A 14,156-nucleotide genomic window follows, 5' to 3' on the forward strand; every position below is an offset into this window, starting at 1 on the left:
AATACTAATTCAAAGGCATAGTAGCAGGATTGCAATGCACAACGTCATCAGCATGAACACCACCACCATTATTATTACCGGCACCATGGTTGCTGGGGGGGGCTGATGCACGACGAATAAGAATCGCACAAAAAAAGCCCACACCCCTCCAAGGTGTGGGCTTTTTTTTAACCATGTTTTTATCCCCGGACAGGTCATAGATGGGGCAAGATTGAGGAAGTTGGGAGTAGGGAATGCGAGTATTAAAATTTGGCGGTTCATCTCTGGCCGATGCAGAACGCTTTGCACGTGCAGGAGACATCATTTTTAACAACGCCCAGCAGGAAGACGTGTCTGTCGTGCTGTCGGCTCCGGGCAAGGTCACCAATAAGCTGGTGTCCGTTATCGAAAATACCATTGCTTACGGTGAAGCAGAGTTACAACTGGCTGACCTGGAATCGGTCTTTAAAGATCTGTTTGCCGGCCTGAAAGCGCTGGAACCTAAGTTCGATCAGGCGGCACTGGAAGCGAAACTGGCCAGCTCATTGGGTCAGCTGAAGCAGTATGTACACGGGATTAAGCTACTGGGGCTGTGTCCGGACAACGTTTATGCCCGTATTATCAGCAAGGGAGAGCGGCTGTCGATTGCGGCAATGAAATCTCTGCTGGAAGCCCGCGGTCAGGCTGCCTTCCTGATTGACCCTGTGGTGTACCTGAAAGCGCACGGCGATTACCTGGAAGCCCATGTGGATATCGAAGTATCCACTCAGAACTTCCGTAATCAGCCGTTACCGGCAGGCCATGTCAACATCATGCCGGGCTTTACCGCAGGCAATGAGAAAGGCGAACTGGTCACATTGGGGCGTAACGGCTCTGACTATTCAGCCGCTGTGCTGGCAGCCTGCCTACGTGCTGACTGCTGTGAGATCTGGACCGATGTGGACGGTGTTTACAGCTGTGACCCGCGTCTGGTACCGGATGCCCGTCTGCTGAAATCCCTGAGTTATCAGGAAGCGATGGAGCTGTCGTATTTTGGCGCCTCCGTACTGCACCCGAAAACCATTGCTCCGATTGCCCAGTTCCACATTCCCTGCCTAATCAAAAACAGTTTTAACCCGCAGGGGGCCGGTACGCTGATCGGTCAGGATACCGGCGAAGACAAGCTGGATATCAAAGGCATCACCACGCTGAAAAACCTGACCATGGTGAACGTTTCCGGTCCGGGTATGAAGGGAATGGTCGGCATGGCGGCCCGAGTCTTTGGCGCGATGTCATCCGCCGGGGTGTCGATTGTTCTGATCACTCAGTCATCGTCGGAGTACAGCATCAGCTTCTGTATTGAAAGCGATGACAAAGTTGCGGCCGAGAAAGCCCTGCACAACAACTTTGAACTGGAACTCAAAGAAGGCTTGTTGGAGCCGGTCGAGTTCATGGATAACGTGGCGATCGTAACGCTGGTGGGTGACGGTATGCGTACCTCTCGTGGCGTGGCGTCTCAGTTCTTTACCTCGCTGGCAGAAGTGGACGTCAACATTGTGGCCATTGCGCAGGGGTCTTCGGAGCGCGCGATTTCTGCGGTGATCCCGGATGAAAAAGTGTCGGAATCGGTGAAAGCCTGTCACGAAAACCTGTTTAACAGCCAGCACTTCCTAGATGTGTTTGTTATCGGCGTTGGCGGTGTGGGCGGTGAGCTGGTCGAGCAGATCCGTCGCCAGCAGGCGAAACTGGCTGACAACGGCATCGTGATTCGGGTTTGTGGCCTGGCCAACAGCCGTGGCATGCTGATGGACAGCAACGGGCTGCCTCTGGATAACTGGCGTGATCTGATGGGACAGGCCCGCGAGGCGCTGAGTCTGGCGCGAATGATCCAGTTGGTGAAACGCAACCATATCATCAACCCGGTGGTGATCGATTGTACGTCGGATCAGGGCATTGCCGAGCAGTATGCGGACTTCCTGGCCTCCGGTTTCCACGTCATCACACCGAACAAGAAAGCCAACACGGCCAGCATGGCATACTACCAGCAGCTGCGTCAGGCGGCCCGTTCCAAGCGCCGTAAGTTCATGTATGACACCACTGTGGGTGCCGGTCTGCCGGTTATCGAAAACCTGCAGAACCTGATGGCAGCCGGTGATGAGCTTGAGCGCTTCAGCGGTATCCTGTCCGGCTCGCTGTCTTACATCTTTGGCAAGCTGGATGAAGGCATGAGCTTCAGTGAAGCGACAACAGTGGCGCGCAATAATGGCTTTACTGAGCCAGACCCGCGTGATGATCTGTCCGGTATGGATGTGGCGCGTAAGCTGCTTATTCTTGCCCGTGAGTCCGGTCTGGAACTGGAACTGGACGATGTGGTGGTAGAACAGGCACTACCGCCGGGCTTTGATGCCAGCGGCAGTAATGACGAGTTTATGGCGCGCCTGCCGCAAGCCGATGCCTATTTTGCCGAGCTGTCTGAAAAAGCAGCCGCAGAAGGGAAAGTGCTACGCTATGTGGGTGAAATTAATCAGGGGCAGTGTGCTGTGCGCATTGCCGCCGTGGATGCCGATGATCCTATGTTCAAGATCAAGGATGGCGAAAATGCCCTGGCATTCTACAGCCGCTACTACCAGCCAATCCCACTGGTGTTGCGTGGCTACGGAGCCGGTACTGAAGTAACGGCGGCCGGTGTATTCGCGGATCTGATGCGGACGTTGGGCTGGAAACTAGGAGTATAAAATGAGTGTTGTTGTTTACGCGCCAGCGTCAATTGGGAACGTCAGCGTAGGTTTTGATGTGCTGGGGGCGGCCGTATCGCCGCTGGACGGCACATTACTGGGGGACCGGGTGAAAGTGGCTGCCGGAGAGCAGCCCTTCTCGCTGCAGTGTATCGGCCGCTTTGTGGACAAACTGCCACAGCAGGCGGAAGAAAATATTGTGTACCGCTGCTGGCAGGTCTTTGCCCGGGAGCTGGACAAAAAAGGCCAGACCCTAAAACCGGTTGCCCTGACGCTGGAAAAGAACATGCCGATTGGCTCAGGACTGGGTTCCAGTGCCTGTTCCATTGTGGCTGCGCTGGATGCGTTAAACCACTACCACGATTTGCCGCTGACAGAAACGGAACTGCTGGCCCTGATGGGCGAGATGGAAGCGGAAATTTCAGGCAGCCTGCACTACGACAATGTCGCGCCGTGCTACCTTGGCGGGTTGCAGTTTATGGTGGAAGAGCTGGGAATCATCAGCCAGGAAGTCCCGTGTTTTGACGACTGGTACTGGGTGATGGCGTATCCGGGGATCAAAGTACCCACCGCAGAAGCGCGCGCAATTTTGCCGTCGCAGTACCGCCGTCAGGACGTTATTGCCCACGGCCGTTATTTGGGAGGCTTTATCCACGCCTGTCATTCGCAGCAGCCTGAGCTGGCCGCAAAAATGATCAAAGATGTGGTGGCGGAGCCATACCGTGAACGCTTATTGCCGGGATTTGCCCAGGCGAGGCAATATGCGCTGGAAGCAGGGGCGCTGGCCAGCGGGATCTCCGGCTCCGGACCGACCATGTTTAGCATCTGTAATGACATTGACGTTGCCCAGCGTATTGCACGATGGTTGCAAGATCATTATGTTCAGAACGATGAAGGATTTGTCCATGTCTGTCGTCTTGACAGTCAGGGCTCGAAAGTAACAGGAAGTGAGCTGTAACCATGAAGCTATATAACTTAAAAAATCACCAGGAACAGGTTTCTTTTGGCCAGGCGGTCCGTCAGGGACTGGGGTCGAATCAAGGGCTGTTTTTCCCGTCTGAGCTGCCGTTTTTTGATGATGTGGATGCTCTGCTGGAGCAAGACTTTATCAGCCGCAGCACGCGCATTTTATCGGCCTTTATCGGTGACGAACTGGCGGCGGAAACCGTGGCGCAAATGGTTGGTAATGCGTTCCAGTTCCCGGCCCCGATTGCCAAAGTAAAAGAGGGGGTATACGCGCTGGAATTGTTCCACGGCCCGACTCTGGCGTTTAAAGATTTCGGTGGCCGCTTTATGGCTCAGTCACTGGCTGCGGTGTCTGAACGTGACGGCAAGATCACGATTCTGACCGCGACATCCGGCGACACTGGCGCGGCAGTTGCCCATGCTTTCTTTGGCATGGACAACATCAAAGTGGTCATTCTCTATCCGAAAGGAAAAATCAGCCCGCTGCAGGAAAAACTGTTCTGTACGCTGGGTGACAACATCACCACGGTCGCCGTTAACGGTACGTTTGATGATTGCCAGGCATTGGTGAAACAGGCCTTTGACGACGCTGAACTGCGTCAGGAAGTGGGTCTGAATTCGGCGAACTCTATTAATATCAGCCGCCTGCTGGCGCAGATTTGCTACTACTTTGAAGCGGTGGCACAGCTGTCAAAAGCTGAGCGCGAGGAGCTGGTTATTGCCGTGCCAAGCGGTAACTTCGGTAACCTGACGGCGGGCTTGCTGGCCAAGGCGATTGGCTTGCCTGTGAAGCGTTTCATCGCGGCCACCAACGTTAATGATACAGTGCCACGTTACCTGCAAACCGGTAACTGGGAACCGACGCCGACCGTACCGACGCTGTCTAATGCGATGGACGTCAGCCAGCCGAACAACTGGCCGCGTATCGAGGAGCTGTGCCACAAGCAGGGGTGGGGGCTGGATACCCTGGGTTACGGCGCGGTGAATGATGAGCAGACCGCCGACACGCTGCGTCAGATGGAGAAGGAAGGTTACCTGTGTGAACCTCACGGTGCTATTGCTTACCGCGTGCTGAATGAGCAACTGGCAGACAGTGAAACGGGGCTGTTCCTGTGTACCGCCCATCCGGCCAAATTTAAGGAAGTGGTGGATGACATTCTGGGCAAAGACATCCCACTACCCACCCCACTGGCTAAGCATAACGCCATGGAGCTGCTGTCGCTGGAGCGTGATAATGACTTTGCCCAGCTAAAAGTGGTGCTACGCGACGTACAATAAGCCTGCGCAGAACGGCAGGTAACAAAAAACGGCATCCAAGATGCCGTTTTTTTATTTCGGGTGCCTAAGGCGGGTTGCCCAAGCTGGGCATAACCAGATTGGCGATTACAGCGTGCTGGTAAAAGTACGAGCGATCACGTCGCGTTGTTGCTCTGTTGTCAGCGAGTTGAAACGCACAGCGTAACCCGAAACACGGATTGTCAGCTGAGGGTACTTTTCAGGGTGCTTCGCGGCATCTTCCAGCGTTTCACGCTTCAGAACGTTCACGTTCAGGTGCTGGCCGCCTTCGATTTTTGCCGGTGCTTCGATTGGCAGTTCACGGTACTCGATGTCGCCCAGATCAGTAGCGGCAACAACCTGGTCGGCTTCAAAGCCTGCTGAAGCGGCTACACAGCGCGCTTCATTCTTGTCGCTGTCCAGGATCCAGATAGAGTTCAGTAGATCATCGTTTGCCGCTTTAGTGATTTGAATACCCTTGATCATGGCTTTCTCCTTCAGGGGGATGTCGTTAATTTTTTCGATTTTCGTGTCGAGCTGCGTATTATATACCCCGAGCCCCTTTTTTCTGTGTTGATTTAGATCAAATAACCACAAAAAACCACAAATAAAATAAGGCTGATTTTTTGAGCTTGGTCAATCAACCCTTAAATAAACTGGTTTTGTAATTGTTTTTGCCAACATTAAAAAATAATTGAACGCTTATTTTGTTGTAAAATTACTACAAAATAAGAGGGGTTAAATCACTAACCCTAAGAAAAATGTGAGTCGACAGTGTCAGAATTGTCGTCGCAAACGTTAATCAGTAACGAGATTGAGTAGGAGAGCCATGAAGTTAATTGGCGCACATGTATCTGCCGCCGGTGGTGTACATCATTCCCCGGAAAATGCCCGCCAGATTGGCGCAAACGCCTTTGCCCTGTTTACCAAAAATCAGCGGCAGTGGGTGGCCAAGCCACTGACCGCAGATGTTGTGGCTGCGTTCAAGGCGCGATGTAAGCAATATGGTTTCGGGCCCGAATCCATATTGCCCCATGACTCATACCTGATAAATCTGGGTGCTCCGGAAGCGGATAAGCTGGAGAAATCGCGCGCGGCGTTCATCGATGAAATGGAACGTTGCCAGCAGCTGGGGCTGACCCTGTTGAATTTCCATCCCGGCAGTCATCTGAAGAAAATCAGTGAAGCCGATTGCCTGTCGCTGATTGCAGAATCGATCAACCTGGCCCATCAGGCGGTGCCGGATGTTGTGGCGGTGATTGAGAACACGGCGGGTCAGGGGACGAATCTGGGCTGGCGCTTTGAGCATCTGGCTGAAATTATTGCGCAGGTTGAGGATAAAAGTCGGGTCGGTGTGTGTATCGACACTTGCCACACGTTCGCTGCCGGATATGATCTGCGCACTGAAACCGCGACCGATCAGACCTTTGCCGAATTTGATCAGATTGTTGGCATGCACTATTTGCGCGGTATGCATCTCAATGATTCGAAAGGCGGGCTGGGCAGTCGTTTGGATCGCCATCACAGCCTGGGTGAAGGGGAAATCGGTTGGGATTGTTTCCGTTATCTGATGCAGGACAGCCGGTTCGATAACATTCCGCTGGTGCTGGAAACCATCAATCCGGATATCTGGGCGCAGGAGATCGCGACCCTGCGTGCTTTCATCCCGGCATCGTAACGGGTCTGACGGTTACAGCAGCGACCTGCGTAATCTCGGGTTGAGATGTGCAGGTTTGGCGCATGAGCGCCCCACCTCGGCGCACGAGTTGCGGGGAAAAAGGGTGTAAGATACTTAATATATTGATTATTAATGGTTAATTATTTTGGCATCCTTTTTTTATAGGTTGTTTCAGTGATCATTGGCCGCAAGAATGAGGAGGCACTATGAATACTGAGATGATGATCCTGTGCTATGGCATATCCCGATTGCCTCAGGCATACCGTCATATCCAGGGACGTGGCCACTGGCGAACGCCAGTCCGTTCCAAAGTACGTCAGCAACCGGAATAATCGAGAGCGCCTGCGGGCGCTTTTTTTGTTTGCGGAAGGCTATACAATAGCGGCTCAATCACATGACAGGAGCATGATATGAGCCAACCGCTGACCTGGCAGCAAGTCATCACGGCTGAGCGCGAGAAGCCTTACTTTCAGCAAATCGAGCACTTTGTGGCGGCTGAGCGTGAGTCCGGCAAAGCCATTTATCCTCCCGAGGCGGAGGTGTTCAGCGCGCTGAACAGCACCCCGCTGGAGCAGGTGAAAGTCGTTATTTTGGGCCAGGATCCGTATCACGGGCCAGAGCAGGCGCACGGTTTGAGCTTTTCCGTTCGGCCGGGAATCAAAGTGCCGCCGTCGCTGGCAAACATGTATAAAGAACTGGCGACCGATATTCCGGGCTTCACGGCTCCCGAGCACGGCTATCTGCAAGGGTGGGCCGAGCAGGGCGTGTTGTTGCTCAATACGGTTCTGACGGTGGAGCAGGGCAAAGCGCATTCGCATGCCAAGATCGGCTGGGAGACGTTCACCGACCGCCTGATTGAAGTGATTAATCAGCAGTGCGAGGGGGTCGTGTTCCTGCTTTGGGGAGCCCATGCGCAGAAAAAAGGGAAGAAAATCGACACTGCCCGCCACCATGTGCTGCATTCAGCGCATCCGTCACCGCTCTCCGCGTATCGCGGATTCTTCGGCTGCAAGCACTTCTCTCAGACAAATAAGTTATTGGAGCAGATGAATAAATCGCCGATTAACTGGATGTTAGCCGATCGTACCTAATTGAGTGATTTGTGATGAAAGTGTGATCTTTTTTCGGGTTTGCTAATCGGGATCAAGGTGGGGATGCCATTCTGTGCTTACACTTTCAGTAATGGAAAGATGACTGGGAGGTAACGACAATGATGTTGGATGACATTCACACTGAGCATGGTTATATCATCCGTCTGCTCAATATTCTGCAACAAAAGCTGGATGCTATTCGGCAGGGACAGACGGTGAATTACACGCTGATCAAAGAGATCGTGGATTACCTGCAAAGCCATGCAGAACAGTGCCACCACCCGAAAGAAGATATTCTTTACCACTATTATCAGAGCCACTATGCCGATGATCAGGGTGATATGGCCAGTCTGGAGCGGGAGCACCAGGAGTTGGCCCAGCTGACCCACGAGTTTTCAGATACCGTCGAAATGATCCTGATGGATGCGGTTGTGCCGCTTGATGTCTTTGCCGACAAGCTGAACGCGTTTGTCACCCGGCAGCGGGCTCACCTGGAATTCGAAGAGCAGAATGTCTTTCCGCGGATCCGGGCTAACTTCACCAAAGATGACTGGCTTGCCGTGTCCGGGCAATACTCACAGTGCGAGTGCGATCCTTTGTTTGGCTCTCAGGTCGCCGAACGGTATCGCGCGCTGTCAGAGCGTCTGCAGCGCCTGCCATAGTCAGTGATAGTCCGTAATTGATCACACCCCGTAGTTAGTTGTTAGTCGTTAATAGAGGCGGCCTCTGACATGAGCCAAACGCTGAATCGACCGGGGTGAGGGAATTCGCCCCGGCATACGGGCCGGGGCGCGAGTGACCGACAAAAGGAAAAGCGTGGCGTGTTGGTACGTAACCAGGGAAACACAAAGAGTCGGCACAGGCCGACTCTTTTTCGGTAAGCTGTGGATTAGATTAGAGATCTAATTCGTCATCTGATAAATCGCGGAACATGTCGATATCAGCAAGTTCGCGGCGTAGTCTTTGTTTGTCCTTCAATGCTTCAATTTCCCGCCACTTGCGTTTCACAGGCTTGCTGCGTGAGCTTCGGGTCGGCATGTCTGTTGCAAGAATGTCATCGAATGCGTAACTGTCCATAGAGCACCTCTTCCTCACAATCGGTCAGTAGTTAAATATCACAACAGGCCTAAAAATAAAATTGAAGTGTTTCACAATTGTTGCCAGCTGATGAATGTTTTATGTGTCAAACCTCGCAAAAACGTTTGGCTTGCGGAATATTTCACCACCTGGGGTGACCTCCTGATGTTTCAAAATCGGGATGCAGGGGCGATTTATAAGCACCTGACAGGCATAAAGCATGTCATCCACCAATAATTTAGGGATGAGATATTGATTTTTGAGGGGTAAGTTTGCATGATCACCGCCCATCTGCAGTTAGCCCAAGTGCAATCGGTACGACCGGTTGTCGACAGAACCGGCCGTTATTTACAAATCAATAACAAGCTAACTGCGCTAAGTGAAGGTCTGAATGTTGCTCTGCAACCGGCTTTCGCTGCCATTTATCAAATAATAACACTAAGGTTGTAGCACTCTCCGTTGTTCCGGCAGTTTGCCCGTTTGGCTGAGGCTACATTTGTCTTTTCCTGACGGTTGCCATTTTTATGTCGCAGTCGTCAGTGTTCGAATGAATTGAAAGGGGTTGACGTGTCAAGTCAGATTAACTTTTTGAATGATCTGTTGTGGGGCTCCGTCCTGATATATCTGTTGATTGGGGTCGGCGTGTATTTCACTTACCGCCTGGGCTTCATCCAGTTCCGTCATTTCGGTCACATGTTCAGTGTCATGCGTAACAGCCGAAAGTCTGACGAGGCAGGTATTTCGTCGTTTCAGGCATTATGTACCAGCCTGGCAGCACGGGTGGGAACCGGCAACATGGCCGGTGTGGCCGTCGCGCTGACACTGGGTGGTCCGGGGGCGATTTTCTGGATGTGGCTGATTGCGATGCTGGGCATGGCCACGGCGTTTGCTGAAAGTGCACTGGCACAGTTGTATAAAACCCGCGATGACGATGGAAACTACCGTGGCGGCCCGGCCTATTACATGGAAAAAGGCCTGGGCATGCGCTGGATGGGGGTCGCCTTCTCAATCTGCCTGATCATTGCCTTCGGTCTGGTGTTTAACTCGGTTCAGGCGAACTCTATTTCTCAGGCGATGAATGTCGCGTTTGGCTGGAACCCGATGTATGTCGGGATCGGTCTGGTCATTATGGCGGGTGTGATCATTTTCGGTGGCCTGCGTGCCGTTGCCCGTACAGCTGAAATTCTGGTGCCGGCCATGGCCCTGTGTTACCTGGTGCTGGCGATGTTCATTCTGATGATGAATATTGAGAAGCTGCCGGATGTGCTGGGGATGATTTTCCGCAGCGCCTTCGGGCTGGAAGAAGCGGCCTCGGGGGCGTTGGGTTACACCATTGCCCAAGGGATGATCAATGGCCTGAAACGTGGCCTGTTCTCAAACGAAGCTGGGATGGGATCGGCACCTAATGCGGCTGCCTCGGCCACGCCTTACCCGCCGCATCCGGCCTCGCAGGGATATGTGCAGATGCTGGGGGTGTTTATGGACACCATCGTGATCTGCTCGGCGACCGTTGCCATTATTCTAATGTCTGGCGAATATGTGCCGCACAGCGAAATTACCGGTATTGAGCTGACTCAGCGCGCCCTGAGTTCACAGGTTGGCGGCTGGGGATCGATTTTCATTGCCGTGGCGATTTTCTTCTTTGCGTTTACCTCGCTGGTGGCTAACTACTCGTACGCTGAAACGAACCTGATCTTCCTGGAACACAACCACAAAGCGGGTCTGACTTTATTCCGGTTAGTTGTGTTGGGGATGGTGATGTTTGGTGCAATGGCTGATCTGCCGACCGTTTGGGCGATGGCCGATGTGTCGATGGGGATGATGGCCATCATCAACCTGATAGCCATTGTGCTGCTGTCCGGTACGGTGGTGAAGCTGGCGCGGGACTATAACAAGCAGCTGGAGCAAGGCAAAGTGCCGACCTTCGACAGCAATGATTATCCGGAGCTGCATGCTCAGCTGGAAGAAGAAGGGATCTGGGACCAGTCCGGTAAGCAGTAAGCGCTTCCTGGTCACCATCATTTACCACGCTAACCATCGGCCAAGCAGATGGTTCTGATAGGAAAAACCACGCGGATTACGCGTGGTTTTTTTTTGCAATGCTGTTACCATTTTGTCGGACCTGAGCGCCTGATAAAGGAACAACTTATGCTAATTGTGGTATCACCGGCCAAAACCCTGGATTATGAATCGCCGTTGGCGACCCAGACTTACACCCAGCCGGAGCTGACTGAACATTCGGCTGAACTGATTGAAGTGTGTCGCGAACTGACCCCGGCGCAAATTGCGAGCCTGATGAAAGTCAGCGATAAAATTGCCGGCCTGAATGCGGCCCGTTTTGCTGAGTGGCAACCGGAATTTACCACTGACAATGCCCGTCAGGCGATCCTGGCATTTAAAGGTGATGTCTACACCGGGCTGGAAGCGGAAACGCTGGATGAAGACGGTTTTGCCTATGCGCAACAACACCTGCGCATGCTGTCTGGTCTGTATGGCCTGCTGCGCCCGTTGGATTTGATGCAGCCGTATCGCCTGGAAATGGGGACGAAACTGGAAAACCCGCGTGGGGCGAACTTGTACCAGTTCTGGGGCGATATCATTACAGATAAGCTGAATGCCGCGTTAGCCGCACAAGGTGACGATGTGCTGGTGAATCTGGCTTCCAACGAGTATTTCAAAGCGGTGAAGCCGAAGAAAATCGCGGGCAAGATTATTACCCCGGTGTTCAAAGACTGTAAAAACGGCACCTACAAAGTTATCAGCTTTTACGCCAAAAAAGCGCGTGGCATGATGGCGCGCTACATTCTGGATCACAAAGTGGATTCGGTTGAAGGCTTGAAAGCCTTTGATACCGCTGGCTATTATTTTGTACCGGCGGAGTCGACGGCAACGGAACTGGTGTTTAAGCGCGAAGAGCAATAAACCGGGCTGTTCCTGATATATCCGGGAAATCCGGGACGTCAGGAAAGTAGAGCGTGCGGCACACAGGCCGTGGATGAACAATCCGCAGGCAAACAAAAAGGCTGGTCGAAACCAGCCTTTTTTGATCCGGGTGCCCCGTCAGTAAGAGGGAGCACGTGTCCAGCAAATTACGGAAGAGTCGTTACTTTTTTACTTTCTTCTTTTTCGCTGCAGTGCCTTTGGCATCTTTTTTCTTTGTGTCTTTTTTCTTTTTCTTCTTCACCGTACTGGCTTTCTTGTGTTTCGGACGCATACCTTCGACGAAGCGCTCCGGCACATCTTCTTTCATGTAGCGGCTAACACGTTCGATTTGGCTTTGATCGTGCGCTTCAACCAGTGAGACTGCGGTGCCTTTCTTACCAGCACGAGCGGTACGGCCGATACGGTGCAGATAGACATCTGCGGTACGTGGCATGTCGAAGTTGATCACATGGCTCACATCCGGCAGATCGATACCACGGGCTGCGACATCGGTCGCCAGCATGATATTGATGTCACCAGAGCGGAAACGGTTGATCGTGTTGTTACGCGATGCCTGAGCCATTTCACCCTGTAGCCAGCAGCAATTAATTTTCATCGATGCCAGTTGATCGCGCAGCTCGGCCAGGCGTTCACGGGTTTTGACGAAAATGATGGTGCGATCCGCTTCTTTCAGTACTTCCTGCAACAGCGCCAGTTTGTGCGCCATATCGTCACAACGGTAGTAGAACTGGTGGATTTTCTTACGCTCGCGGCGCGGCGGCTCAGCGTTGACTTCTACCGGCTCATTCAGAATACCCTGTGAAAAGTCACGAACCCCTTTCCCTTCCAGAGTGGCAGAGAACAGCAGGCTCTGGCGACGCCAGCGACATTCATTGTGAATGCGTTCCACGATTTTACCAAAGCCCATGTCGAGCATGCGGTCGGCTTCGTCCAGAATAAGACATTCAATGGCGCGACAGTCAAAGCGCTCAGCTTCGATGTACTCCATCAGACGGCCCGGCGTGGCCACAACGATATCCTGGGTTTTACCCAGCAGCTCGGCGTGCTCGTCGTAAGAAATACCGCCGGTAATCGTGAAGATTTTCAGCGAAGTGTACTTAGCCAGGGCGCGAGCCTGATCGGCAACCTGAATGGCCAGCTCACGGGTCGGCGTCAGTACCAGTACGCGTGCAGGCCCCGGCTTCTTACGCGGGAAGTCCTGCAAATGCTGCAGCATTGGCAGAAGAAACGCGGCGGTCTTTCCGGTGCCGGTAGGAGCGGAAGCCAGCACGTCCCGCCCGTCCAGTGCGTGTGGGATTGCTTCGGTCTGGACCGCGGTTGGGCGCTCGTAACCGATCTCTTCAATGGCCTGCAACAGCTCACTATCTAATTCTAATTCGGAAAAGTTTCTCACCAGTCAATTCTCCTCGGGAATGCAGGACGACGGCCCTGATGGGGCGTCTCGTTGTGGTTCCGGTTTATTTGCCGCTTATCGCTTCGGCGACAAGGGGCGGCATTATAGTGATTATTGGCGTAACTATCACCGATAAATATACAAAAAACTGCCGGCGATGGCGTCCGTTTCTGTCCGGCAGGGTTACATCTTCAGGTAAAACGCCTGTGTCAGCGCAATAAAATCCGCTGAATAGCTTCCCTGATGGTGGATCACCAGCTGTTCGTTCAGGCACGTCCCGGCGGTGGGGGACAGTGCGATCAGTAAGCGGCTGACCGGTTTGTTCCCGGTCGTGCGCACTTCACATACCCTGCGGCAATGGAGCTTAAAGGTCTCAGCCATAGCGATGAACTGGCGGCCTTCATAATCCGGCAGAATCAGGCTGGCGGTGCCTTCCGGGGCCAGCAAGTGCCGCAAGGCGGTCAGCAGGGCCTGATGGGTCAGGCTGTCGGTGTGGCGTGCCGTGGCCCTGGCCTGGCAGTCAGCCTGCTCCCCGTGGTTGAAATACGGTGGATTACAGACAATGGCTGGGTACGCCCCGGCTGGCTGCGCTGTCGCCCAGGTTTGCACATCAGCATTGACCAGCGTCAGGCGAGACGACCAGGGGGAATCGGCAAAATTGTGTTGTGCAGCCAGGGCAGCACCGGCATCAAGCTCAATGGCGGTCACCGTCGTGTGCTCAGTCGTACGCTGGGCTGCCATCAGAGCCAGCAGACCGCTGCCGGTCCCAATATCCAGTACCGTATTTTTTGTGGCGGTCTTCCCGTCCTGACCAGCAAGGTCGGGTACGTGCGGTGCACTGGGAGGTAATTCCGCCCAGGCACCTAGCAGCACACCGTCGGTGCTTACCGGCATTCCGCAGCCGTGATCATTGACGTGAAATTGTTTGAAGGTGAAGCCTTTTGCCATGGTTGTTTGAGGTTCTGTCACAATTTTGCAGATGATAGTAACGCGTCAAGAAAGAGAAGCAAGTTCAGTGATGAGCTGTTAACAGGTTGTTG

13 protein-coding genes and 1 other annotated feature are annotated in these 14,156 nt (G+C 53.3%); of the genes, 9 read left to right on the forward strand and 4 right to left on the reverse strand.

Annotated features, from left to right (window positions below):
* The first annotated feature begins 44 nt into the window (after positions 1–44).
* Positions 45–170: a sequence feature (Thr leader region), on the forward strand.
* Positions 171–233: 63 nt separating this feature from the next.
* Genes thrA through thrC form a run of 3 tightly spaced genes read left to right on the forward strand, consistent with a single transcriptional unit; the run spans position 234 to position 4,937 of the window.
* Complete coding sequence (gene thrA / locus PGW97_RS02530) at positions 234–2,693, forward strand: bifunctional aspartate kinase/homoserine dehydrogenase I (protein ID WP_273858539.1); 2,460 nt, start codon at positions 234–236, stop codon at positions 2,691–2,693.
* Position 2,694: 1 nt separating this feature from the next.
* Entirely contained in the window at positions 2,695–3,651 is a 957-nt protein-coding gene (gene thrB, locus PGW97_RS02535; RefSeq protein ID WP_047886451.1) for a homoserine kinase, read from the forward strand.
* A 2-nt stretch (positions 3,652–3,653) separates the two neighbouring features.
* Entirely contained in the window at positions 3,654–4,937 is a 1,284-nt protein-coding gene (gene thrC, locus PGW97_RS02540) for a threonine synthase (RefSeq protein ID WP_273858541.1), read from the forward strand.
* A 105-nt stretch (positions 4,938–5,042) separates the two neighbouring features.
* Here thrC and grcA read toward each other — a convergent pair whose 3' ends face one another.
* Complete coding sequence (gene grcA / locus PGW97_RS02545; RefSeq protein WP_047886453.1) at positions 5,043–5,420, reverse strand: autonomous glycyl radical cofactor GrcA; 378 nt, start codon at positions 5,418–5,420, stop codon at positions 5,043–5,045.
* A 343-nt stretch (positions 5,421–5,763) separates the two neighbouring features.
* On the opposite strand from grcA, the gene nfo reads away from it, so the two are divergent.
* The 4 genes from nfo (at position 5,764) to PGW97_RS02565 (ending at position 8,365) form a co-directional block, all read left to right on the forward strand.
* The gene (nfo, locus tag PGW97_RS02550; protein ID WP_217393520.1) at positions 5,764–6,612 is read left to right on the forward strand and encodes a deoxyribonuclease IV; all 849 of its coding nucleotides are present in this window, start codon (positions 5,764–5,766) and stop codon (positions 6,610–6,612) included.
* A 206-nt stretch (positions 6,613–6,818) separates the two neighbouring features.
* The gene (locus PGW97_RS02555) at positions 6,819–6,944 is read left to right on the forward strand and encodes a hypothetical protein (protein WP_273858543.1); all 126 of its coding nucleotides are present in this window, start codon (positions 6,819–6,821) and stop codon (positions 6,942–6,944) included.
* Positions 6,945–7,022: 78 nt separating this feature from the next.
* Complete coding sequence (gene ung / locus PGW97_RS02560; RefSeq protein WP_047886455.1) at positions 7,023–7,703, forward strand: uracil-DNA glycosylase; 681 nt, start codon at positions 7,023–7,025, stop codon at positions 7,701–7,703.
* A 119-nt stretch (positions 7,704–7,822) separates the two neighbouring features.
* Complete coding sequence (locus PGW97_RS02565; protein ID WP_047886456.1) at positions 7,823–8,365, forward strand: hemerythrin domain-containing protein; 543 nt, start codon at positions 7,823–7,825, stop codon at positions 8,363–8,365.
* Positions 8,366–8,597: 232 nt separating this feature from the next.
* Here PGW97_RS02565 and PGW97_RS02570 read toward each other — a convergent pair whose 3' ends face one another.
* Positions 8,598–8,780 carry a DUF3545 family protein gene (locus tag PGW97_RS02570; protein WP_047886457.1) on the reverse strand — a complete coding sequence of 61 codons (183 nt, stop codon included), beginning with the start codon at positions 8,778–8,780 and terminating at the stop codon, positions 8,598–8,600.
* A gap of 567 nt (positions 8,781–9,347) precedes the next feature.
* On the opposite strand from PGW97_RS02570, the gene PGW97_RS02575 reads away from it, so the two are divergent.
* Positions 9,348–10,781 carry an alanine/glycine:cation symporter family protein gene (locus tag PGW97_RS02575; protein WP_047886616.1) on the forward strand — a complete coding sequence of 478 codons (1,434 nt, stop codon included), beginning with the start codon at positions 9,348–9,350 and terminating at the stop codon, positions 10,779–10,781.
* Positions 10,782–10,928: 147 nt separating this feature from the next.
* A complete protein-coding gene (yaaA, locus tag PGW97_RS02580) occupies positions 10,929–11,702 on the forward strand; it encodes a peroxide stress protein YaaA (RefSeq protein ID WP_217394190.1) in 774 nt (257 codons plus the stop codon).
* A gap of 181 nt (positions 11,703–11,883) precedes the next feature.
* Here the strand turns inward: yaaA and srmB are convergent, their stop codons facing one another.
* Positions 11,884–13,116 (reverse strand): ATP-dependent RNA helicase SrmB, encoded by a 1,233-nt coding sequence (gene srmB, locus PGW97_RS02585; protein ID WP_047886459.1) that lies wholly within the window; start codon positions 13,114–13,116, stop codon positions 11,884–11,886.
* 183 nt (positions 13,117–13,299) lie between these two features.
* Positions 13,300–14,064: a tRNA1(Val) (adenine(37)-N6)-methyltransferase gene (locus PGW97_RS02590; protein WP_273859614.1), complete on the reverse strand. Its 765-nt coding sequence runs from the start codon at positions 14,062–14,064 to the stop codon at positions 13,300–13,302.
* Positions 14,065–14,156 lie beyond the last annotated feature (92 nt).

Source organism: Photobacterium sp. GSS17 (assembly GCF_028621875.1).
GTDB classification, from domain to species: Bacteria; Pseudomonadota; Gammaproteobacteria; order Enterobacterales; family Vibrionaceae; genus Photobacterium; species Photobacterium ganghwense.

What these genes read in the sequence shown, in the direction of transcription:
- nfo (WP_217393520.1), top strand. Translation starts at nt 5,764, where the DNA reads ATGAAGTTAATTGGCGCACATGTATCTGCCGCCGGTGGTGTACATCAT.
- PGW97_RS02555 (WP_273858543.1), top strand. Translation starts at nt 6,819, where the DNA reads ATGAATACTGAGATGATGATCCTGTGCTATGGCATATCCCGATTGCCT.
- thrC (WP_273858541.1), top strand. Translation starts at nt 3,654, where the DNA reads ATGAAGCTATATAACTTAAAAAATCACCAGGAACAGGTTTCTTTTGGC.
- PGW97_RS02570 (WP_047886457.1), bottom strand. Translation starts at nt 8,780, where the DNA reads ATGGACAGTTACGCATTCGATGACATTCTTGCAACAGACATGCCGACC.
- thrA (WP_273858539.1), top strand. Translation starts at nt 234, where the DNA reads ATGCGAGTATTAAAATTTGGCGGTTCATCTCTGGCCGATGCAGAACGC.
- PGW97_RS02565 (WP_047886456.1), top strand. Translation starts at nt 7,823, where the DNA reads ATGATGTTGGATGACATTCACACTGAGCATGGTTATATCATCCGTCTG.
- thrB (WP_047886451.1), top strand. Translation starts at nt 2,695, where the DNA reads ATGAGTGTTGTTGTTTACGCGCCAGCGTCAATTGGGAACGTCAGCGTA.
- PGW97_RS02590 (WP_273859614.1), bottom strand. Translation starts at nt 14,064, where the DNA reads ATGGCAAAAGGCTTCACCTTCAAACAATTTCACGTCAATGATCACGGC.
- ung (WP_047886455.1), top strand. Translation starts at nt 7,023, where the DNA reads ATGAGCCAACCGCTGACCTGGCAGCAAGTCATCACGGCTGAGCGCGAG.
- grcA (WP_047886453.1), bottom strand. Translation starts at nt 5,420, where the DNA reads ATGATCAAGGGTATTCAAATCACTAAAGCGGCAAACGATGATCTACTG.
- yaaA (WP_217394190.1), top strand. Translation starts at nt 10,929, where the DNA reads ATGCTAATTGTGGTATCACCGGCCAAAACCCTGGATTATGAATCGCCG.